20 protein-coding genes and 1 pseudogene are annotated in these 21,049 nt (G+C 40.3%); 15 read left to right on the forward strand and 6 right to left on the reverse strand.

The features are described from left to right. Nucleotides 1–66: 66 nt before the first annotated feature. Nucleotides 67–1,272 carry an MFS transporter gene (locus tag SPD53_RS08170; protein ID WP_336252225.1) on the reverse strand — a complete coding sequence of 402 codons (1,206 nt, stop codon included), beginning with the start codon at nucleotides 1,270–1,272 and terminating at the stop codon, nucleotides 67–69. Between the two features lie 849 nt (nucleotides 1,273–2,121). Between SPD53_RS08170 and SPD53_RS08175 the strand changes: the two genes are divergently transcribed. The 5 genes and pseudogenes from SPD53_RS08175 to SPD53_RS08195 all read left to right on the forward strand — a co-directional run bounded on the left by SPD53_RS08175 (nucleotide 2,122) and on the right by SPD53_RS08195 (nucleotide 8,182). Continuing rightward, nucleotides 2,122–2,847, forward strand: coding sequence for a GntR family transcriptional regulator (locus SPD53_RS08175; RefSeq protein ID WP_336252226.1), 726 nt, complete (start codon nucleotides 2,122–2,124; stop codon nucleotides 2,845–2,847). Continuing rightward, nucleotides 2,840–4,417 carry a gluconokinase gene (gene gntK, locus SPD53_RS08180; protein WP_336252227.1) on the forward strand — a complete coding sequence of 526 codons (1,578 nt, stop codon included), beginning with the start codon at nucleotides 2,840–2,842 and terminating at the stop codon, nucleotides 4,415–4,417. Before SPD53_RS08175 ends, gntK begins: the two co-directional genes overlap by 8 nt. Nucleotides 4,418–4,446: 29 nt before the next feature. Continuing rightward, nucleotides 4,447–5,796: a GntP family permease gene (locus SPD53_RS08185; RefSeq protein ID WP_336252271.1), complete on the forward strand. Its 1,350-nt coding sequence runs from the start codon at nucleotides 4,447–4,449 to the stop codon at nucleotides 5,794–5,796. 31 nt (nucleotides 5,797–5,827) lie between these two features. After that, nucleotides 5,828–7,251: pseudogene (gene gnd / locus SPD53_RS08190) on the forward strand (decarboxylating NADP(+)-dependent phosphogluconate dehydrogenase). A 151-nt stretch (nucleotides 7,252–7,402) separates the two neighbouring features. Further along, nucleotides 7,403–8,182, forward strand: a complete 780-nt coding sequence (locus tag SPD53_RS08195; protein ID WP_156856558.1) for a Cof-type HAD-IIB family hydrolase — start codon at nucleotides 7,403–7,405, stop codon at nucleotides 8,180–8,182. A gap of 145 nt (nucleotides 8,183–8,327) precedes the next feature. Here SPD53_RS08195 and SPD53_RS08200 read toward each other — a convergent pair whose 3' ends face one another. The 4 genes from SPD53_RS08200 to SPD53_RS08215 form a co-directional block, all read right to left on the reverse strand. After that, nucleotides 8,328–9,659 (reverse strand): CitMHS family transporter, encoded by a 1,332-nt coding sequence (locus tag SPD53_RS08200; RefSeq protein ID WP_336252228.1) that lies wholly within the window; start codon nucleotides 9,657–9,659, stop codon nucleotides 8,328–8,330. A 151-nt stretch (nucleotides 9,660–9,810) separates the two neighbouring features. After that, entirely contained in the window at nucleotides 9,811–10,524 is a 714-nt protein-coding gene (locus tag SPD53_RS08205) for a response regulator (RefSeq protein ID WP_336252229.1), read from the reverse strand. A 4-nt stretch (nucleotides 10,525–10,528) separates the two neighbouring features. Next, nucleotides 10,529–10,921, reverse strand: a complete 393-nt coding sequence (locus SPD53_RS08210; RefSeq protein WP_336252230.1) for a sensor histidine kinase — start codon at nucleotides 10,919–10,921, stop codon at nucleotides 10,529–10,531. An 84-nt stretch (nucleotides 10,922–11,005) separates the two neighbouring features. Beyond that, a complete protein-coding gene (locus SPD53_RS08215) occupies nucleotides 11,006–12,163 on the reverse strand; it encodes a sensor histidine kinase (protein WP_336252231.1) in 1,158 nt (385 codons plus the stop codon). A gap of 492 nt (nucleotides 12,164–12,655) precedes the next feature. Here SPD53_RS08215 and SPD53_RS08220 point away from each other — a divergent pair, with 492 nt between their 5' ends. From SPD53_RS08220 to SPD53_RS08265, 10 genes are all read left to right on the forward strand, one after another. Further along, the gene (locus SPD53_RS08220) at nucleotides 12,656–13,612 is read left to right on the forward strand and encodes a tRNA dihydrouridine synthase (protein WP_336252232.1); all 957 of its coding nucleotides are present in this window, start codon (nucleotides 12,656–12,658) and stop codon (nucleotides 13,610–13,612) included. 25 nt (nucleotides 13,613–13,637) lie between these two features. After that, nucleotides 13,638–14,171, forward strand: a complete 534-nt coding sequence (locus SPD53_RS08225; RefSeq protein WP_336252233.1) for a GNAT family N-acetyltransferase — start codon at nucleotides 13,638–13,640, stop codon at nucleotides 14,169–14,171. Between the two features lie 41 nt (nucleotides 14,172–14,212). Beyond that, nucleotides 14,213–14,614: a VOC family protein gene (locus tag SPD53_RS08230; protein ID WP_336252234.1), complete on the forward strand. Its 402-nt coding sequence runs from the start codon at nucleotides 14,213–14,215 to the stop codon at nucleotides 14,612–14,614. Nucleotides 14,615–14,764: 150 nt separating this feature from the next. Continuing rightward, nucleotides 14,765–14,929: a hypothetical protein gene (locus SPD53_RS08235; protein ID WP_336252235.1), complete on the forward strand. Its 165-nt coding sequence runs from the start codon at nucleotides 14,765–14,767 to the stop codon at nucleotides 14,927–14,929. Between the two features lie 155 nt (nucleotides 14,930–15,084). Further along, nucleotides 15,085–16,209, forward strand: coding sequence for a YibE/F family protein (locus SPD53_RS08240; protein ID WP_336252236.1), 1,125 nt, complete (start codon nucleotides 15,085–15,087; stop codon nucleotides 16,207–16,209). Next, nucleotides 16,206–16,994 (forward strand): YibE/F family protein, encoded by a 789-nt coding sequence (locus SPD53_RS08245; RefSeq protein WP_336252237.1) that lies wholly within the window; start codon nucleotides 16,206–16,208, stop codon nucleotides 16,992–16,994. The genes SPD53_RS08240 and SPD53_RS08245 overlap by 4 nt, the downstream gene beginning before the upstream one ends. 220 nt (nucleotides 16,995–17,214) lie before the next feature. Further along, nucleotides 17,215–17,562: a PadR family transcriptional regulator gene (locus SPD53_RS08250; RefSeq protein ID WP_336252238.1), complete on the forward strand. Its 348-nt coding sequence runs from the start codon at nucleotides 17,215–17,217 to the stop codon at nucleotides 17,560–17,562. Further along, entirely contained in the window at nucleotides 17,555–18,166 is a 612-nt protein-coding gene (locus SPD53_RS08255) for a DUF2812 domain-containing protein (RefSeq protein ID WP_336252239.1), read from the forward strand. The genes SPD53_RS08250 and SPD53_RS08255 overlap by 8 nt, the downstream gene beginning before the upstream one ends. A 29-nt stretch (nucleotides 18,167–18,195) precedes the next feature. Continuing rightward, on the forward strand, nucleotides 18,196–18,717 hold the full coding sequence (locus SPD53_RS08260) for a hypothetical protein (protein WP_336252240.1): 522 nt from the start codon (nucleotides 18,196–18,198) through the stop codon (nucleotides 18,715–18,717). A gap of 275 nt (nucleotides 18,718–18,992) precedes the next feature. Further along, nucleotides 18,993–19,331 carry a bifunctional hydroxymethylpyrimidine kinase/phosphomethylpyrimidine kinase gene (locus tag SPD53_RS08265; RefSeq protein ID WP_336252272.1) on the forward strand — a complete coding sequence of 113 codons (339 nt, stop codon included), beginning with the start codon at nucleotides 18,993–18,995 and terminating at the stop codon, nucleotides 19,329–19,331. 106 nt (nucleotides 19,332–19,437) lie between these two features. Here the strand turns inward: SPD53_RS08265 and SPD53_RS08270 are convergent, their stop codons facing one another. Continuing rightward, on the reverse strand, nucleotides 19,438–21,024 hold the full coding sequence (locus tag SPD53_RS08270) for an esterase/lipase family protein (protein WP_336252241.1): 1,587 nt from the start codon (nucleotides 21,022–21,024) through the stop codon (nucleotides 19,438–19,440). Nucleotides 21,025–21,049: the final 25 nt, after the last annotated feature.

The following is a 21,049-nucleotide window of genomic DNA, read 5'->3' on the forward strand; positions in this document are numbered from 1 at the left end:
ACGTTTTCCCGGATAGTTTTAAATAATAAAAAAGAGATGGATACGAATCCATCTCTTTTTTTGCAATCAACCTTCCATACTTCTATTTTCAGCCCGCTTCTGATAGATCATAACCAATCCTAAGTATGCAGTTGGCAAGATTCCAGCGAAAATGATAACTGCATTCCAGCCAGCAAGGTTCCAAAGCGGTCCAACTACAGTACTCCCCATGCTGACTCCAATATAATAAGCAACTAAATAAAGACTTGCAGCACTTCCCTTATGGTGTGTAGCCTGTTCTGCAACCGTACTTGCTGTTAACGAATGCGCGGTGAAGAAACCTAAACACATCACACATAACCCGATAATGATGAGTGGTAGTGGGGGACTGAGCGTAATGAATATTCCAGCGGACAGTACCAATATTCCTGCTATCCGTACACGCTTCAGACCAAATATTCCAGCCAACCAACCAGCAAACGGTGCCCCGAAGACACCAAATCCGTAGGCGAAAAATGTATAGGAGATCGTTTTTACAGATAAAGAATAAGGCTCAGCTTCCAAGTGGAATGGTAAAAATGTCCACACAGAAGTGAAAGCAAGCTGCAAAATGAGCCCCATCCCAATAACGGTTAGCAGCTTCGGATTTTTAAAATGTACGAGCATTCCTTCAATATCTCTACGGAAAGAGAGATCACTAGGTTGAAAAAAGCGTGATTTAGGTAAGAATAAGAAAACTAGTATCACGACAATCAGACCTAACCCAGCAAAACTGTAAAAAGCAACCTCCCAGGAAAAGCGATCGGATAAATAACCAGCCATCACTCTCCCAACCATCCCACCGAGTGCATTACTTGCTATATATAACGCTGTGGCAACTCCAATGTGGGGCCGGTCAATTTCCTCATTAATATACGCTAAAGCAGCTGCTGGGAGTCCGGCTAACGTAAACCCTTGGAGGAATCGTAGGATGACGATAAGTGAAAAGGCATCCAACAGCGGGATGAAGAAAAAAGGGATGACAGCTATGATTAAGGAATACTTGATAAAAGCGACCCTGCCTAATCTGTCAGATAAAAATCCGATTACAATCAGTCCAATAATCAGTCCGATAACAGGCAAAGATAATGTTAATGTGGCCTCGGATACCGTCACATTAAACTCCCTAACGAATAGAGGCAGGAGCGGCTGAACCGCATAAAGGCTCGCGAAGACAAAGAATGAAGCAAGCGCTAGGCTGATTGTAATCAGCCAAAAAGAGTTATCTTTTATGGTATGTTTTTTGGGTTTCATTATTTTGCACTTCCTTATGTAGATCAGCATGGTTGTCTTGTAATCTATTATAGCGCATATTTAGATAAATATTTATCCCGGTGTAATCATCCGTAAAACTCCCACCTCAAAACCTCAAGTCCATGTCGAGAAAATTTAGGTGGGAGATAACGGACTAACATGCCGATTCGTTCAACTAACAATCAATGGGGGATGAAGAAAAATCCCCACTGATTGAAGTCTCACTTTATTGAAAGAATAAAAAGCGAAGTCTAATTAAAGACTCCGCTATAGGTTGCCTGCTATTAATGGCAGCCAGCAAATGTGTATATAGGATAAAAGCTGATATACACCGTTACGCCTAAAAGAATGTCACGCCGATATTCTATCAGCTTTTGTCAAAGGAGCTTAAAAGATCTCCTTCTGATTAAACCTTATCTTATGAAACGCTTTTCAGGGCAAGGGTTATTTTTAATTAAACTAAGAAAACTCGTGACTACAGTCATAAGAGGTTCAAAATAGTAGTAACAGATTGACATGAAATGCATTTCATAACTTATACTAGAATTAATCTTTCGTTGTAAGTACTGATGAAGTAGGGTGAGTAAATGGCAAATATTAAAGATTTGGCCGAGATGGCAGGGTTCTAAGCAATATGCTTGGAACTTTTTTTGTGACCATTCTCTCTCCCGGCACTATTTTACGATCCATAGCGGCGTTTTTTTGCAAGTTCACGCCATCATTTACAAAGGTTGAATCCGTTTTCTTTGCATAACAATATGTGATATGATAGGATAGGATAGGATTATACTTGTATACAAGTATTCATGTATTTTGTATGTTGATTTCCAATAAGGAGCTGATAAATATATGTCTATGAAAAGGCTTTATCCTGATCGTTTATTATCATCGACTAATTCGATGGGAGAAAGACTTGTTTCCGAATTGAGAATACGGATTATTTCCCAAGATATCCCAAAAGAAAGCGTTCTATCGGAAAATCAGATAGCTAAGGAATATCAGGTAAGTCGCTCCCCAGTCAGAGAAGCTTTGAAAGTATTGGAAAGGGAAGGTCTTGTTCGTTTGGGAAAGATGGGAGCAATTGTTATTGGCATCTCTGAAAAAGATATTGAGGAAATTTATGATATTAGACTTTTGATTGAAACGTTTGTCACAGGTCGGTTGCTCGTGTCGCATAATGACGCGTTGTTGAATGAACTGAGGAAAGTCCTGGAAATGATGAAGATTGCCATCAAATACGGGGATGTTGATGAATTTTCCTTTAAGGATATCGAGTTTCATGAAATCATTATAAAATCAATTAACCACCAGCAAATTTTAATGGTTTGGAATCAATTGAGACCAGTTATGGAATGTCTCATCCTATTATCGATGAGGTATAGGAGCAAGGTTAATTATGAGGATTTCGACCGGATACTGGAAAATCATGAACTTATTATTGAAGCGCTGTCCACGAAGGATAGCAAACTGATGGACAAAGCATTTTACAGTAATTTCGGTGATGTACAGAACCGGGTGGAAGAACTGTGGACGAATGCGGAAATGATGAAGAAAGCGAGAGATTATGATGGATGAAAATAGATTTATGCTTGGTGTTGATATTGGAACAACGAGCACGAAAGCAGTTTTATTTCGAGAGACTGGAGAAATTATTGCTGAGGAAAATAATGGTTACAAACTGCATACCCCTGATATTTTAACGGCAGAACAAGATCCCGAGGAAATATTCCAAGCCGTTGTATTGTCAATTGCAAATGTCATGCGCCGCTCGAAGATAGACCCGGAAAAACTATCATTTATTTCGTTCAGCAGTGCGATGCACAGCGTTATTGCTATGGATGAAAATGATCGACCGCTGACACCTTGTATCACTTGGGCAGACAATAGAAGTTCTGAATGGGCAGAGAAGATAAAGGAAGAACATGATGGGCATGATATCTATTTAAAAACAGGGACACCGATCCATCCAATGTCTCCACTCAGTAAAATTGCCTGGATAGAACATGAAAAAATAGAGATAGCACGTAAAACGAAGAAATATATCGGAATCAAAGAATACATTTTCCATAAATTCTTCGATGAATATGTCGTTGACTATTCAATAGCCTCAGCTATGGGAATGATGAACCTGAAAACGTTGACATGGGAAGAACGTGCCCTTTCAGTTGCTGGTATAGACGAATCCAAGCTATCGCGTCTCGTTTCGACTCAAGAGATTTTTACAGGTTGTCATCCGGTATTAGCGAAAGAGATGGGAATTTCGGAGTCAACTCGCTTATGTATCGGTGCAAGTGATGGTGTCCTGTCAAACATTGGTGTGAATGCTATCGGTGAGGGAGAGGTTGCTGTCACGATTGGCACGAGTGGAGCAATCAGAACGGTCATTCCAGAACCGAAAACAGATGCAAAAGGACGTATCTTCTGTTATGCCTTGACAGAGGATCATTGGGTTATCGGTGGTCCAGTCAACAATGGCGGGATGGTGTTGCGCTGGATTCGCGATGAGCTTGCCGCAAGTGAAGTGGAGACTGCCAACCGATTGGGGATTGATGCATACGATGTCTTGACTCGGATTGCTGATGGTGTTGAACCAGGTGCAAATGGGCTCCTGTTCCATCCATTCTTAGCTGGTGAACGAGCGCCACTATGGAGTGCAGATGTTAAGGGGTCCTTTATTGGCCTGACATTGAATCATAAGAAAGAACACATGATACGTGCTGCTTTGGAAGGAGTTATTTTCAATCTATACACTGTATTTTTAGCTTTGACGGAAGTTATGGATACACCGGTCACTTCCATTAAGGCAACTGGCGGGTTTTCCCGTTCAAAAGTATGGCGGCAGATGATGGCCGACATATTTGATCAAGAGGTAATCATTCCGGAAAGTTATGAATCATCCTGTCTTGGAGCATGTTTATTGGGGCTTTACGCTGAAAAGAAAATAAACTCTTTTGATGTTGTCCAAGATCTGATTGGTGCAACTTATAAACATACACCAAACGCAGCTAACGAAGAAGTATATCGTAAACTTATTCCGATATTCATCAATATATCGAGAGTTCTCGAACAAGAATACAAGAATCTTTCGGAGTACCAGAAGAATACACAAAAAAATGACGAAGGTCATTTAAATAAGAAATATTAGGAGTGAATCACATGTCTTTAGCTGGAAATATGTATCCGTTGCTCATTGTTGCTTTGGGAGTTATTGTCCTACTGATCCTTATCATGAAACTGAACTTGAACACATTTATTTCTTTAGTTATCGTTTCCTTCTTGGTGGCTCTTGCTTTAGGTATGCCACTCGGCGATATCGTTGATTCGATTGAAAGTGGGATGGGCGGAACACTTGGCAGCATCGCGTTAATCTTTGGATTCGGTGCTATTCTTGGTAAGCTTGTTGCAGATGCCGGGGGTGCTCAGCGGATCGCGATGACTTTGATCAATCGGTTTGGCGAAAAGAATATCCAGTGGGCTGTAGTGATTGCATCATTCATCATTGGTATTGCTTTATTCTTTGAAGTAGGTCTTGTGTTACTTATTCCTATTGTCTATCAGATTGCAAAGCAGTTAAGAGTTTCCATTCTTTACTTGGGAATACCGATGGCCACTGCCTTGTCGGTTACTCACGGGTTCTTGCCGCCACATCCAGGACCGACGGTGATTGCTCAGCAGTATGATGCAAATATTGGTATGGTGCTGGTGTATGGGTTCATTATTGCGGTTCCTACTGCGATTATAGCAGGTCCATTATTCACTAGAGTAGCAAGAAAGTTAGTCCCGGAAGCTTTTGAAAAAACAGGCGACATCAAGGCTGTCGGTGAGGTTAAGGAATTCAAACTGGAAGATACTCCAGGTTTCGGTGTAAGTGTTACGACAGCTTTATTCCCGGTTATTTTAATGGCATTAGCCACAATTGTCCAGTTATTGGAGGACATTTGGAATATACCAGGCAACGTGTTTATCGATATTATCCACTTGATTGGTGAACCGACGACAGCACTGTTGATTTCAGTTCTGATTGCAGTGTATACGATGGGGGTTGCCCGGCAAATTCCGATGAAGCAGGTTATGGCCTCTGCGGAAGAATCGATCCGTTCCATTGGAATGATGCTCTTAATCATTGGGGGTGGCGGAGTATTTAAGCAAGTATTGATTGACGGCGGAGTTGGTGATGCAGTAGCAGATATCTTTGCAGGCAGCAATTTATCTCCGCTCATATTAGCTTGGCTTATTGCAGCCATCTTAAGAATTGCACTTGGTTCAGCTACAGTCGCGGCATTGACGACAGCTGGATTGGTCATCCCCTTGATGCAAGGGTCTGATGTCAACCTTGCGCTGATGGTTCTCGCAACTGGAGCGGGTAGTGTCATCGCTTCCCATGTAAACGATGCGGGATTCTGGATGTTTAAGGAGTTCTTTGGTTTGACGATGAAAGAGACATTTTCAACTTGGACCTTGCTTGAAACAATCATTTCGGTAGTCGGGTTAGGTTTCATTTTACTATTAAGTATCTTTGTGTAAAATACTTAAATAATGAAAGGACTTGTAAATATTGCGTCATTCAATCGGTATATTTGGTCTAGGAGTATGGGATCAAGCCTCGCAAAAAACATGCTGAATAATGATGAACGTGTTGCGCTTTACAACTATACTCCTGATTTGACGAAGCGATTTATTGAGGATTTCCCTCATCAGAATGCGGCGGCATATAAAGATTTGGAACAATTTATTGATTCATTGGAGAAACCAAGGAAAATATTTCTGATGGTGACAGCAGGAAGTATTACAGATTCAGTCATCAACTCGATTGTCCCTTTACTTGATAAGGGCGATATTATTATGGATGGTGGAAATGCCAACTTTCAAGATTCAACAAGACGGTTCCATTCATTGAAGAAATTAGGTATCAATTTCCTGAGTGTTGGAGTATCTGGCGGAGAGACCGGTGCATTGAATGGACCTGCTCTGATGCCGAGCGGTGAAAAGGATGTATATGATAAAGTGGCGCCGATCCTTGAAAAGATAGCTGCAAAGGTCAATGGTAAACCTTGCTGCTCCTATATCGGGACAGAAGGGTCAGGCCATTACGTGAAAATGGTCCATAATGGCATCGAATATGCCGACATGCAGCTAATATCGGAAGCTTACCAAATTCTGCGGAAAATCATCGGTCTTGATGTCAAAGAGATAGCAGATATATTTGCTGAGTGGAATGAATGGGAATTGAAGAGTTATCTAATAGAAATTACGAGCAATATATTGAATTATGATGATCCGGAAACATCTCAGCCAATTATCGATGTTATACTAGATAAGGCTGGACAGAAAGGCACTGGGAAGTGGACAAGTAAAGATGCGTTAGATATTGGTGTTCCTGCTTCGATTATTACGGAGTCGGTTTTTGCGAGATATCTCTCTTCTTTAAAAGATGAACGTGTGGAAGCGGCAAACTATTTAGCTGGACCGAAAATGGCATTGGAGATTTCGGATAAAGATTATTGGATCAATCTTGTCAAAGAAGCATTATTCATGGGGAAAATCTGTACGTATGCTCAAGGATTTATGCAATACAAGCAAGCCGCTGAACATTATGGATGGGACTTGCAGTTGGACGAAATCGCACTCATTTTCAGGGGAGGCTGTATTATCCAGGCTGAATTCCTCGAGTCAGTAAGTCAGGCATTTCAAGCCGATCCGGAATTGAAAAATATATTGCGGGCGCCTTATTTTCAGGAAAAGGCGAATAATTATGAGGGGGCATTAAGAAAGGTTGTCATGAAAGCGATGGAAAACGGATTGTCCATTCCGTGTCTAAGTTCTTCTTTATCATTTTATGATGGCTATCGTTCTCCAAGGAATGGAGCTGAATTGATTCAGGCACAACGGGATTACTTTGGTGCCCATACGTATAAACGTGTCGATAAAGCAGGCGTTTTCCATACGGAATGGGGAACAGATCCCATGAGCAGGGATTAGAAAACCTTTTGAATTTACGCTTAAACGACCACCAGCTTTAGCAGGTGGTCGTTTAAGAAGAAGTTGATTAAAAGAGGGACAGTTTGAACCTCTTATGACTGAAGTCACGAGTGTTCTTATTTCTAAATACAGGTGAAAGGAGGACGAGAGAGTGACTGAACAAAGCGTAATTTTCTTTGATATAGATGGGACATTGCTTGACCATCACAAAGAGTTGCCAGCCACAGCAAAAGAAGCAATATTTCAATTAAAAGAAAAAGGTCATGTAGTCGCGATTGCTACAGGAAGGGCTCCATTTATGTATGCTGATTTGCGGGAAGAGTTGGGGATTCATTCTTATGTGAGCTATAACGGACAATACGTCGTTTTAGAGGGGGAAGTGATCTATACGAATCCTTTAAATAAGTCTTCTCTGTTAAACTTTACAGAGAAAGCCCTACACAATAATCATCCCGTTGTGTATATGGATCACGAAGATATGCGGGCGAATGTCCCGGAACATCCGTATATTAACGAAAGTATTGCCAGTTTAAAAATTAATCAATTCCCAACGCATGACCCTTATTATTATCAAGATCGTGCGCTGTACCAAACGCTGCTATTTTGTGCAGAAGGAGAGGAAGAACAGTATGAAAGGGAATTTAAAGATTTTGATTTTGTAAGATGGCATCCTGTATCAGTAGACGTCGTTCCGAAGGGCGGATCGAAGGCTATAGGGATTAAAAAAATGGTTGAAAAACTTGGGATCCCGCGCGAAAGACAATACGCCTTTGGAGACGGATTGAACGATTTGGAAATGTTAAGTTCGATTGAAAATAGTGTTGCGATGGGAAATGCAGAAGAAGTGATAAAGTTAGCTGCAAAATATGTTACGCACTCCGTTGATGATGATGGTATCTATCATGGTCTGAAGATGACAGGCTTGTTGTGATTTAGTTACTGAAAAAAATTAGTGAAGTATGCGAACTAAAGATTATGAAGTACAGCATATCTCATTAACAAGAATATATAAGGATACGGATTAAAAAAAACGAAGTCTGCCTAAAGCGAGACTTCGTTTTTAAACTTTACCTGTATTATATAGCAATAACTCCAACCAACACAGCAACAATTAACAACACAATACTAATTCCCCACATCCAGAACAAGGAATAACGGATGTGTTTCCCCATCTCGAGTCCAGCGAGTCCAAGTGCAAGCCAAAGTGCGGGCGAGAAGGGACTGACGAATGTACCGACAATATTTCCAATTATCATGGCGTAGGCTGTAGACAATGAATCAATGCCAAACCCGACAGCCATTTGGTCAGCAACAGGGAGTAACGCAAAATAATAGGCGTCTGTACTTAATAATAAATCGAATGGCACCCCGAAGAAACCAATGATTAAATGTAAATATGGTGCGATGAATGCCGGAATGATTGTTACTAAATCAGCTGCAATCGCGTTAAGCATTTCCGTTTCTGTTAAAATACCAAGAAATGACCCGGCAGCAAGGATAATCGTTGCCATAGTGAGGGCGCTAGGTGCATGTTCCTTTATCCGGTCTGATTGCTGTTTTACATCTGGATAGTTCAGCGGAAGTGCAATACTAAGCCCAATCATGAATGCGAATCCTGCTGGAATAATTCCCCAGACAAGAACACCGATAACAGATAGAAAAAGAATCGCATTAACCCAGATTAACTTTGGTCGTGCGAGTGATCCTTCCACTTTTGACTGATCCGAATCCCCATTCACTTTGTCTACTGCAGCCGCTGCTTCTTCTGCGCTTACCAAGCCATACTTTTTACTGATTATTTGTTGTTCCCTTATACCGAGAAATACTGCAAGAATAACCATTAAAACGATTCCAATTGCCTGAATTAAAATTAAGGGACGCCACAATTCAGTTACATCAACGTTTAATACCGAAGCGGTTCGTCCTAATGGTCCTGCCCAGGGCACCATGTTCATAATACTCGCGCTACCGCCAATCAACAGCAGTAGTAAATATGGATTCATCTTCAAATGTTTATACAATGGGAGCAGGGCAGGAATTGTAATGAGAAATGTGGATGCCCCAGCACCATCGAGATGAGCGATTGCAGCGATAATGACCGTACCGACACTCACGGTAATAACGTTTCCTTTTGTCCATTTAATCAAGGTACGGATTAATGGATCGAATAAACCCGCGTCTTGCATCACACCAAAGAATAGAATCGCAAAAATAAACATAATGGCAACATTCATGACGGTTAGAATTCCCTTAGAGAAAAAGTCACCAATTTCAGCAAAGCCAAATCCTGCAATCACAGCAGCGATTAATGGGACAAGTACCATCGCTACGACAGGTGTTACCTTGTTGGTAATTAATAATAATACGATAATCAAAATAGTTAAAAATCCAATGATACTCAAACTCATATTTTTCTCCCCCTGACCATATGCAAGCTGCCCTTATATTCTGTAAGCGCTCGCATATTAATGTAGCTTTCCGTAAGATTAGCTTTTTAAAAATTTACCATACGGAAAAAGGGAAAGAAATATTTCTTGCATAAAAAGAATAATTTATATATTACTCATTTTGTTCATAAGTTTCACGGAGGAAGTATTTTCGCTCTGGGCGGCCGACCGTTCCATATTTCAACCTCATTTCTATTTGCTTGATACTAACGAGGTATTCTAAGTAACGGCGAGCGGTGGAGCGGCTCATGCCGATTTGCTTACTAAGTTCGACGGCAGTAATTCCCCTTGTAAGTTCTGTTTCTAGTAAGGTTGTAATTTCATTTAACGTAATAGCATCAATCCCTTTAGGTAAGTTCTCGCTATTATGCTTAGGAAGGGACTTAGGTAAAATATAAGTGTCAATCTCATCCTGGACTAGCACTTCTTTAGATTCAAGAAAACTTCTTCTTTCTTTAAATCTGTTTAATGTCCGCTCGAATCTATCCATATCTACCGGTTTTATAATGTAGTCAAACACCCCGCCCCGCACCGTTTCTTGGATCGTGTTCACTTCATCAGCTGCGGTGACAATGATGATATCCGTATCTCTATATGTACTACGAATCTTCCAGAACAAATCAAGACCTTCTACGTCAGGGATGTAAATATCTAGTAGCACAATATCGGGAACATTGCTGCTCTCTTTGAGAAAGTTTAACGCTTCCTCGCCGGTCTTGACGGAAGCACGAACGATAAATCCTTCCGTGTTTTCGATAAATTGCTTATGAATATTTGCAATCCGAAAGTCATCTTCAACAATTAAAACCTGATAGTTCTCTTTCACCTTGTCACTCCTCTCTTTTCGGTATCATGATGACGAAGCAAGCCCCACCCATGTCACCATCTTCCAGGATGATTTCACCGTTGATCCGCTGGATTGCTTTATTGGACAAAGCAAGACCAATCCCGCGATTCGTTCCATTTTTTGTAGAGAAGCCCTGGTCGAAAACTTTTGGAATATGTGAGGCTTTAATACCTGGACCAGAATCTTCTACCTCTATTAGGATGTCCTCACCTATATCTGTAAAAAATACTGATACCTTTCGCTTCTCTGGGGCCTCATTTTTTACCGCTTCAATCGCGTTCTCTATCAAATTACCAAGTACGGTTAACAATACATCCTTTTCTATTTCAGAAAAGCGATAGGATAGCTCACTATCGGGATGAACGCTCAACTTCACCCCAAGCTCATTCGCCTGATTCCATTTCCCTTGTAAAATCGCATGGATAATCGGATCGGTGAAGTGATCGGTTAAAAATTGATCTCATTTATCCCTTGTCTCCCGATTTCTTTTTATAAAGTCAATCGCTTCGTCATACTGCTTCAGCTGCAGCATGCCGAGAATCGTATATAATTTATTGGAGAATTCATGGTTTTGTGCCCTTTGCGCATCGGCATATTGCTTCACCCTTGATAACTCATGAATAACTCCTTCGAGTTCCGTCTTGTCACGGAATGTTAGTACTGTCCCGATTTTCGCGTCTTTTTGACACATTGGTGTTTGGTTCACGAGTAACACATTTTTACCCATTACGACCTCGATGTCGTGCATGCACTTGTTGTCTCTAAGCAAGCTTGGCACATTGAACTCGGGGAAAATAGCTTGAATAGATTTACCGATATAATGATCCTCGGTAAACGGTTCTTGTAATAAATGTAGTGCGGAAGTATTCATCATCGTAATGCGAGCCTTATTATCGATAGCAATAATTCCTTCATGTGTCGATTGTAAAATGGCTTCCTTTTCAATCATTAAGTTTGAGATTTCTTCCGGTTCCAGATTGAATAATAGTTTTTTAATATAGGTCGCAATCAGAATTGCTCCAATGATTCCGAGTAAAATAATAATTGAAATCGTAAGCCATAACTCGTAATTTTGCTTTTTGATAATTTCCCGAATGTCATCAATCATAAATCCGACCGAAACAATTCCAATAATCTCACCGTCCTCAGAGTAGACAGGGGTTTTTCCTCGAATGGATTCGCCTAGTGATCCTTCTGCTTCCGATATGTATGATTCTCCATGTAATAAAGCCCGGTCATTATCTTCACCGACCATTTTTTTGCCAATCTTCGCGGAATCGGGGTGGAAGTAGCGGACGCTTTCTGTGTTGCCAATAACAATAAATTCTGCTTCTGTAACGTCTTGAATTGGCATCACAATTTCTTGAATAACCGCTGCAGGATTATCCGATTGAAAAGCCTCTCTTAGTTCGGGAATAGTTGCGACCGTCTTCGCAACACTGAGTGCCCGCTTACCAACCTGATCCTCAGTCGTATTTGAAATAAAGTCATGAAGAAAGAAGGTAAAGACAATAAAGATACTGATAATCAAAATGCTGATTAGCATAATCATCTTTGCTTTCAAATTAAACCGGATCCTTGGCCGATTTTGTTTAGTTTGATGAGGAATTGGATTCATTGTTTTGACTCCATCCATTTTAAATATATTTCTATTAGTTTATCACGTATTAACGGTCTGTAATACCCCCACCTCTAAACAAGAGGGAGAGCCAAAATGTTAAGGTGGGGATATACAGTCCGTAAATACCTGATTCTGTTCAACTAACATTCAGTGGGGGGTAAGGAAATCTCCACTGAATGAGTTTCACTTTATCATATTAGGAAGTGTGAGAGCTTTTAAGAGATGAAAAAGCAACTCCAATGGAAGTTGCCTTTTCATTTAGGATCCGAAAATAGTTTGCAGTTCAATGAACAGATCGTCAAAAATATTTTAGTCTTAATATATAGTTTAATTCAAGAGTCAAATAATGTCTAAAACAACTCGGTTTACTCTAGTTGAAAATAGAGGCTTAAACGTGGTATAAGTGTAAAGGTAATGAAGATATTTTTTGATTTTTTACGGACAAGGGAATTATTTTCTCGACTCCGATGATGAAAGGACTTTAATACGATGGATAATTTTTGGCATGAACTACCGAAGCCGTTTTTTATATTGGCACCGATGGAAGATGTGACGGATGTTGTATTCCGTCATGTGGTGAGTGAAGCAGCACGGCCTGACGTGTTTTTCACGGAGTTTACGAACACAGAAAGCTATTGTCACCCAGAGGGGAAGCAAAGTGTTCGTGGTCGTTTGACATTTACGGAAGATGAACAGCCGATTGTCGCTCATATATGGGGGAATAAACCGGAACACTTCCGCGAAATGAGTATTGGCATGGCTGAAGCAGGCTTCCGCGGAATTGATATCAACATGGGTTGTCCGGTACCGAACGTGGCAGCAAATGGAAAGGGAGCGGGTTTGATTCGTCATCCGGAAGTTGCTGCCGAAGTAATACAAGCAGCGAAAGCAGGGGGCCTTCCCGTTAGTGTGAAGACACGGCTTGGTTATACGAGAGTTGAAGAGTGGCGTGACTGGCTGACACATATCTTTGAGCAGGATATCGTGAACTTGTCTATTCACTTACGTACTAGAAAAGAAATGAGTAAGGTGGATGCACACTGGGAGATGATTCCAGAGATTAAAAAACTTCGTAATGAAATTGCTCCAAATACACTGCTTACCATCAATGGTGATATTCCCGATCGTCAAACTGGCTTGGAGCTTGTAGAACGGTATGGTGTGGATGGGGTCATGATTGGGCGCGGAATTTTTAAGAATCCGTTTGCTTTTGAAAAAGAAAAGAAAGATCACAGCCCGGAGGAATTGCTCAATCTGCTAAGGTTGCATCTCGATCTCTTTGATAAGTATTCGGAAATCGAGCCGCGTTCCTTCAAACCGCTCCGTCGTTTCTTTAAAATTTATGTTCGGGAGTTCCGTGGCTCGAGTGAATTAAGGCATGAATTGATGGGTACGGAAACAACAGATGAAGTGCGGGTATTGCTTGATCGCTTTCAATTAAATTGACGCTGGAAAATTGGAGTGTTACATGATGAATTTTACTATAAGGCAGGAAGATGCCAAGGATTACGAATTAACCGAGAAAGTTGTGCAGCGTGCATTTGTTGATGCAGAATATAGTGATAAAAGGGAACATAAGCTAGTCTCAAGAATTAGAAAAAGCAATGCACTTATTCCCGAGTTATCGCTAGTTGCCGTAGATGCAAATGAAGAAATCGTAGGGCATATTTTGTTATCCAAAATAAAAATTAAAAATACTGAACAAAATATAGAATCCCTTGCTCTTGCGCCGGTCTCTGTCTTACCCGATTATCAAAATAGAGGGATAGGAAGACAATTAATTCTTGAAGCTTTGAAGCGAGCGAAAGAGCTTGAATATCAGTCGGTTATTGTCTTGGGTCATCCGGAATACTATCCGAAATTCGGATTTAGGAAGGCATCTGAATTGGAAATAAACGCCCCTTTTGACGTTCCAGATGAAGCGTTTATGGTTATTGAATTAAAGGAGAAGGCACTCCAACGGTTTTCGGGAACCGTTGAATATCCGAACGTGTTCTTGGAATAATTAGACCAAGCCAACAAAAAGTTTCAAGGGGTTGATTATGAATGACGAAAGTTACACCATTTCTCATGTTTCAAGATGGTAAGGCGGAAGAAGCGATGAATTTCTATACATCACTAATCAAGGATTCTGAAATTACAAGTATTACCCGATACGGGGCGAATGAACCCGGTGGTGGTGATGAAGGAACGGTCATGCAGGCAACCTTCACTTTAAAAGAGCAAACGTTCATGTGCATTGACAGCAATATCAAGCATCAATTTACTTTTACCCCATCATTCTCAATTTTCGTTGATTGTGACACAGAAGAGGAGCTTACCAGCCTATATGAAGAGCTACTGGAAGGTGGACAAGCGTTGATGCCGCTTGATAATTATGGTTTCAGCAGGAAATTTGGCTGGGTTAATGACCGGTTTGGAGTTTCTTGGCAAATCAATCTTCCATAAATAGAAAGCCTGATTGCTAATAATCGGGTTTTTTTGGAACGAGAACAGATAAGAACCCGATTAAGAGTGCTTTGATTCAAGTAACGAATTTAGGAATAATTGTTATATACATGAGAAAAACGTGTGTATAAAAGAAGGAGTGAATTGATAATGGGAGAAAATATCGATGTGAGGCTGGAACCAGTTGATGTATCAAGCTTAACGGTAAAAGAAATGGAAGCAGAATTGGAAGAAGGATATGCAGATTATATACAGGGAAATACAAAATTTGCTGCAGAAGTTTTTGCGAAAATTCATAAAGAGTATAAGACGTAATACAAGAATGGGATCAAACAATAGTTATGAAAAATCTAAAAGCATACGACTCGAGTGAGTCCCCAAGATATGAAACCTCCATTTTTTCTTTAAATGAAACATTGCCACCCATAAAGCGAATTTGATATACTTAGTTTCATTCTGGAGGGACTTAAATGAACCTGAAAAATATAACCTATAAACAAGTTATTTTTTATATAAGTCTGGCGGTTCTTTTAATCGGATCGCTTCTATTTGTGAACAATAATTATTGCTTTTACGACCGACCAATAGCTAAAGTAATGGAAGCACATTTGGAAGAATCTAACGACGTAGTTGATGCTTATGGAAACGAGGATCGCTTATTTACACAATCCATTGAAGCAAAATTAAAAAATGGCGCAGAAAAGAACCGTTCCATCCATTTAATCAATGAATATTCGGCGTCCGGAGCCTTTGATCAAGCGTATAAAGAAGGCGACGAATTATTTGTCTGGATAGATGCAGATACTGGAAAAGGTGGAGAATTAACAGGTACGATTCAAGATGTAAAGCGGGATAAGCATATACTCCCGATTGTCTGGATTTTTATCTTTATCTTGCTCCTCATTGGAAAGAGGCAGGGATTCTTCTCCATTATTAGTCTGATACTTAATGCAGCAATTTTATCTTACGCACTGGATATTTATGTAGAGAATTTCAATATTGGCTTACTGATTATTTGTGGCGTCACTGTTGTTTTATTTACGATTACGTCTTTATTGTTGATTAATGGTTTTAATGAAAAGACGTATGCCGCGATTATTGCAACACTGTTAGGAACGTTTATTTCATTTTTCATTACGTACGCTGTCCTTTGGTTGACAGGTGAGAATGGTCTAAGGTATGAAGAAATTGATTTTCTCAGCCGTCCGTACAAGCCAGTTTTCTTGGCAGGATTATTAATCGGATCGCTTGGGGCTGTTATGGATGTTGCAATTACGATGTCGTCGTCTGTTTTTGAAATGTATGAGAATAATCATACGATCGATAATAAGACATTGAAAAAATCTGGTCTGCATATTGGGAGAGATATCATGGGGACGATGACCAATATTTTATTTTTCGCCTATATAAGTGGATCCATTCCTATGCTTCTCTTGTTTTTGAAAAATGCTTCCTTGTGGGGATTTACCCTTTCAATGAACCTGTCGCTTGAATTAGCTAGGGCACTCGCAGGCGGTATAGGGATCGTTTTGGCTATTCCAATCGGTCTGTATATCTCTATCTTTTTTGTTAACCGGAAGAGGGGACGCGTATGAATGTATTAGTGGTACTATCCGCCATTTTGTTTATCCTAATGGTGCTCATTGGCGGGAGAAAAGGGTTACGGTCATTTATTTCGTTGTTTCTAAACTTTGCGGTTCTGATCCTTACCGTATTTTTCCTGTTGGATCCTGCGATGAACCCAATTATCTTGATTTTAATCGCCTGTGCAATCATCAGTTGTATCAATCTGTTTTACATCAATGAAGTAAATAGCAAGACAAAGACAGCTTTCTTGTCTACGGTAATAACGATTGTTTTCCTAGTACTGCTCATCTATATCATGACGGATAAATTAATGATCCAAGGGTTTAGTGAAGAGCAGGTAGAGGAGTTAAGTACGTTATTCTCTCTCTATATCGGACTGGATTTCGTGAAGATAGCAGCAGCGATGATTATTGTAAGTACAATCGGTGCGATTACGGATGTCGCTATTTCCATTACTTCACCGATGCAGGAAATATTTGATCAAAATCCAGGCATTACGAAGAAAGATTTATTCATTTCTGGTATACGGATTGGCAGGGATATTTTAGGATCGAATACAAATACATTGTTTTTCGCCTTCTTTGGTGGATATTTGGCGTTGTTATTATGGGTGAAAGACATGGAATACTCGATTGGTGAAATTGCCAATTCGAAAATCTTCACCTCGGAGCTCCTCATTATCTTGAGTGCTGGTATTGGGATAGCGATGATCATTCCGATTGCTTCCTGGATTAATTCGTATTATTTAGTGAAGAAGAGGGAGCAAGATGCGTTGCAAAAACAGGGAGAATAAATACGTATGGAAAACAGTGGGTAACATCATCTGTTGATGAGTTTTCCCACTGTTTTTTGGTTAATAGAGAGCTTATCTTATTAAGAAGCTCTCTTTTAGTTTGGTTAAAAATATAAACCAATTGTTTACTTTTTATTGACTTATACAGTCCAACTGTATAAACTTAAACTATATAATCAAGCTGTATAGTTTAAGTCGAAATATTGGAGCGATAAAAGAAATGGATTTAAATAAGTATTTACCTTTAACGGAAACAACGTATTATATTTTATTATCGTTACTTGAACCTGCTCATGGATACATTATGATGCAAAAGGTCGAGGAGTTGAGTAATCAGACGGTAAAAATTGCTGCGGGGACAATGTATGGGGCAATTGAAAATTTGTTAAAACAGGAATTAATTAAATCAATGAAAAGTACAGACAAACGAAGAAAAACATATGTCATTACGGAAAAAGGGATTGAAGTATTGCGATTGGATTGCGAACGTATGAAGCATCTTGTCCATATTACGGAACAATCATTAGCTTTGCGAGAGTATGAGAATCGAGGAATGGAAAATGTATAGGTTTAAGCTTTTCATCGATTTTGAAAAGGAAGAAAAGTGGCTAGCGCAAATGGCAAGTGATGGATACCATTTACAGCGTGTATCTTTCGGGTATCAATTTAGGCGAGGGGAGCCTGAAAAGACAACGATTAAGATTGATTACAGGGTATTCAAGAACAAAGAGGACTATATTGATTATTGCACCATGTTTGAAGACAGCGGCTGGAAACATCTCGCTGGTACCAGGAGCTCTGGATTCCAATACTTTCAAAAGATGGATGATACCGCTGAAGATGATATTTTTTCCGATCAAGCATCAAAGGCTGTACGATATAAAAGATATGCGAGGATAAGTCTCGAATCAGCTTATAGTTTTTTCCCCTTGTTAGCCATATTTTATGTGACGGATATTATCGACTTTGAGGCGTTTATTAACCCGAAAGCGCTCTATTTCACGCCAGGTTTATGGGATAAAACGGGAACGGCATTTTGGTTTGCTTTTCTTTTTGAAACACCCTTTGCACTCATGCGCGGTTTCGCTTGGTGCTTCATCCCGATAACAATCATCTTATATTTATTCTTCGGTTATAAGTCGAATAAACTGTACGCACAATATACAAAATGAATGAAGTATGGAGCAAAGGGAGCTAAACCATGAGAAGAATAATCAGTTTCACACTACTTTGTTGTTTTATTTTGCTAGCAGGATGCAAGGAAGCTACTAAATATGATGATAAAGATGTAGCGGCGATTATCAGAGGAGAGGAGCTGACAGTTGGCGAGTTGCGCTTTTTATATCCTGATGACCAAATCCTCGATAATTTAGAGGGAACAATCAAAGGAAAATTGGCAATGCAAGAAGCAAAAGCCATGCAGTTAGATATATCAGAAGAGCCTACTGTTCATGTGCAGGATGTATATCCGGCAGAAGATAGTGATACGGAAATTGCCAATGGAACGCGTGATTTTGCGGAAGCACAGGCAAAGAAATTCAACATGGAGCCAGAGAAATATTTTGAGCGGACGCAGGAAATGAGTCATTATGTTATGGCATATATCAGTGAAATGATTGGGGAACTTGAGGATAACCCGGAAGAATATACGGAGCTTGGAAATCAGCTGCTGGATGATTTGTATGAGGATAATCTAGATGAGATTGAGATATTAATGGAATAGTCATATATAATAAAGACACCGATGATGGTAATGCCTTTTTCATTTGCCAACTTATCTTTGCCTCCTCCATTGTAACTACTGTCGGAACATGGCTATTCTTTGTAATCCGATTGATTATAGTCGTGTAATAATCATTATCTTTAAAAAAGGCGTCGTATCCTCTGTAACGATTACTTCTTCCAGCTAATGTGATTCTTTCAGTGACACTTCCTGATAGTCCTCCATCACTGTAAGGTAAGAATGCTTGTAGACATTAGAAAGGAGTTTTTTAGTTGATGTTAGTTTGTCGAATTTATACAGGATCCAAAATAATGGAAAAGAAAAGGATTGGTAACCTTATCCTGATTGCCGGTAAGCGCTCAATCGGTAATATGTATCTTGAGGGAAACAGCGCGTTTTACCAAGCGATGGAATATAACGAGAAGAGCTACTCTGGTAAAGGGGATTTATTTGCGTCGGCCATTATGGGAAGTATGATGCGCGGGGAAAACTTGGAAAATGCTGTACAACTTACAGTCAAATTCCTCACCGAAGTGATCCACGATTCTTACATGGAAGATGTCTTTGAATTTGAAGGGATTAATTTTGAAAAGTATTTGGTGATGTTGGCCTAGAGAAAGTGATCTACCACGTTAACGAGAAAAAGAATCCAGTAGAATGTGGATTCTTTTTTTCCAAAATATAACCTATCGTTTTACTGATTCATAGACTATGATCCAATCAATAAGAATAAATCACACTCCGATTAAATGCATGTCCTTCCTTAGTCTTTCCTTCAATAATAATGGTAACCGTATAGATGCTACCTTTCTTATACTTATCCAAATTTAGGTTATGCGAGAGTGCGTTCCGTCCAGTTGCTTTCCATTTTTTCTGATTATCCGGGTTTTGTGTTTCCATCATATGGTAGTCTACTACCAAACTATCGAGATTAATTTGTTTGGCATCCGCTTGAAGCTCCACCTGCTGCATGACACCATATCCCTTGTTTGCTTTAATTAGTGGTGTGCTTTCGAAGTCAGCAACAAATAAATAGGCGTTTTCTTCAGCATTAGACTGGACAGCTATGGTCCATGCCCCTGCCTCTGGTGCCGGAATTTCCAAAATATATCCGATTGCATCTTTAAAAATACCCTCTGTCATCGGTACCTCTTTTACTTTCGTGTTCACTACTTTTCCGTACGGGGAAACCAGTTCTACGTCTGTCAATGGTTCTGCTGTTAAAAACTGCAGCGTCAAACTCTTAACATTTTTCTCCACGTTTAGCTCAATCTCAGCCTTGTCAACAATAGGACCTCCATCCACCCAGCGGTTTGTTATGGGAGCAGGCATATTTTTCTGATCACTGATTGGTGATTTGCTCTGGGCTGCTGTCAAATGTTCTCCGCTTAGATAATTTTGGAATACCGGGAATGTAGCTCCGGTACGGATAGAGGTGTGATTCCAGTCGCCTATCAGAAGTTCTTGTCCCCCTGGTAAGTTGCTGCTCGCGGTCGTTACGACCCCATCATTTGGCCCGTAGCTGGACAAGTAGACACCACCAAACCAATTCGCGGAGAAAACCGGCCCCCATCCCGTACCTCCAAGGGTGAAATAATTATGCTGATAGGCTTTGGCATTGGCATCTGTCTGCATACGGAAATCCGCCATATAAGCGGTCTGCATGGAGGCTGTTCCCTCGCCTTGCAGACCAATCAGCGCTGCAAGCCAGCCTGCCCCGCTGCTGTATGCAAGATCAGCAAGCTCGGAACCGTGATGGGGACTGGATAACGTAATTACATTTTCCATGTACGGCCCTGCACCATAATACGTAATTGCCGCATGCGTATCCACTCCACCTTTACTGTACGCAACGACAGTGATTGGCTTCCCGTTAAAATGTAGGGAAATCTCCCTGATTTTTGATGCAAGCAATTCTCCATTATTCCACATATCTGCCGACTCGCCTCCAGCATCATGGAGCTGGACAAAAGCCGTCTGATATCCTGCCTGATAAGCAGTATCATACATATTATTGTCTTCCCAAAAAATTTGAGCAACATTATTTAAACCGGGGACAAAAAGCAAAACAGGGGCATTTTCCATCAAGTTATCTGGAGTTTCTCCTCGGTACCATTCGCCAGGAGTCTCCTCATTTCCATTGCCGCCACTTCCTGCAATCGAATTCGAGACGGAACCTTCTATTAAAACTGGGGGTGGGGCTTTCATCTGGGCTTGTGCGGTGATAGAAACAGAACCTTCCACGTACATTCCTATTGCCAAGAGGGTCAGAACACAAACGGACAGGACATGCTTGTACCTTTTCATTTTCCACTCTCCTCGTTCATTTTTA

The sequence above is a fragment of the Oceanobacillus sp. MO10714A genome (assembly GCF_037072045.1).
GTDB lineage: Bacteria > Bacillota > Bacilli > Bacillales > Amphibacillaceae > Oceanobacillus > Oceanobacillus indicireducens.

What these genes read in the sequence shown, in the direction of transcription:
- SPD53_RS08170 (WP_336252225.1), bottom strand. Translation starts at nt 1,272, where the DNA reads ATGAAACCCAAAAAACATACCATAAAAGATAACTCTTTTTGGCTGATT.
- SPD53_RS08175 (WP_336252226.1), top strand. Translation starts at nt 2,122, where the DNA reads ATGTCTATGAAAAGGCTTTATCCTGATCGTTTATTATCATCGACTAAT.
- gntK (WP_336252227.1), top strand. Translation starts at nt 2,840, where the DNA reads ATGGATGAAAATAGATTTATGCTTGGTGTTGATATTGGAACAACGAGC.
- SPD53_RS08185 (WP_336252271.1), top strand. Translation starts at nt 4,447, where the DNA reads ATGTATCCGTTGCTCATTGTTGCTTTGGGAGTTATTGTCCTACTGATC.
- SPD53_RS08200 (WP_336252228.1), bottom strand. Translation starts at nt 9,659, where the DNA reads ATGAGTTTGAGTATCATTGGATTTTTAACTATTTTGATTATCGTATTA.
- SPD53_RS08215 (WP_336252231.1), bottom strand. Translation starts at nt 12,163, where the DNA reads ATGAATCCAATTCCTCATCAAACTAAACAAAATCGGCCAAGGATCCGG.
- SPD53_RS08220 (WP_336252232.1), top strand. Translation starts at nt 12,656, where the DNA reads ATGGATAATTTTTGGCATGAACTACCGAAGCCGTTTTTTATATTGGCA.
- SPD53_RS08225 (WP_336252233.1), top strand. Translation starts at nt 13,638, where the DNA reads ATGAATTTTACTATAAGGCAGGAAGATGCCAAGGATTACGAATTAACC.
- SPD53_RS08230 (WP_336252234.1), top strand. Translation starts at nt 14,213, where the DNA reads ATGACGAAAGTTACACCATTTCTCATGTTTCAAGATGGTAAGGCGGAA.
- SPD53_RS08235 (WP_336252235.1), top strand. Translation starts at nt 14,765, where the DNA reads ATGGGAGAAAATATCGATGTGAGGCTGGAACCAGTTGATGTATCAAGC.
- SPD53_RS08240 (WP_336252236.1), top strand. Translation starts at nt 15,085, where the DNA reads ATGAACCTGAAAAATATAACCTATAAACAAGTTATTTTTTATATAAGT.
- SPD53_RS08245 (WP_336252237.1), top strand. Translation starts at nt 16,206, where the DNA reads ATGAATGTATTAGTGGTACTATCCGCCATTTTGTTTATCCTAATGGTG.
- SPD53_RS08250 (WP_336252238.1), top strand. Translation starts at nt 17,215, where the DNA reads ATGGATTTAAATAAGTATTTACCTTTAACGGAAACAACGTATTATATT.
- SPD53_RS08255 (WP_336252239.1), top strand. Translation starts at nt 17,555, where the DNA reads ATGTATAGGTTTAAGCTTTTCATCGATTTTGAAAAGGAAGAAAAGTGG.
- SPD53_RS08260 (WP_336252240.1), top strand. Translation starts at nt 18,196, where the DNA reads ATGAGAAGAATAATCAGTTTCACACTACTTTGTTGTTTTATTTTGCTA.
- SPD53_RS08265 (WP_336252272.1), top strand. Translation starts at nt 18,993, where the DNA reads ATGTTAGTTTGTCGAATTTATACAGGATCCAAAATAATGGAAAAGAAA.
- SPD53_RS08270 (WP_336252241.1), bottom strand. Translation starts at nt 21,024, where the DNA reads ATGAAAAGGTACAAGCATGTCCTGTCCGTTTGTGTTCTGACCCTCTTG.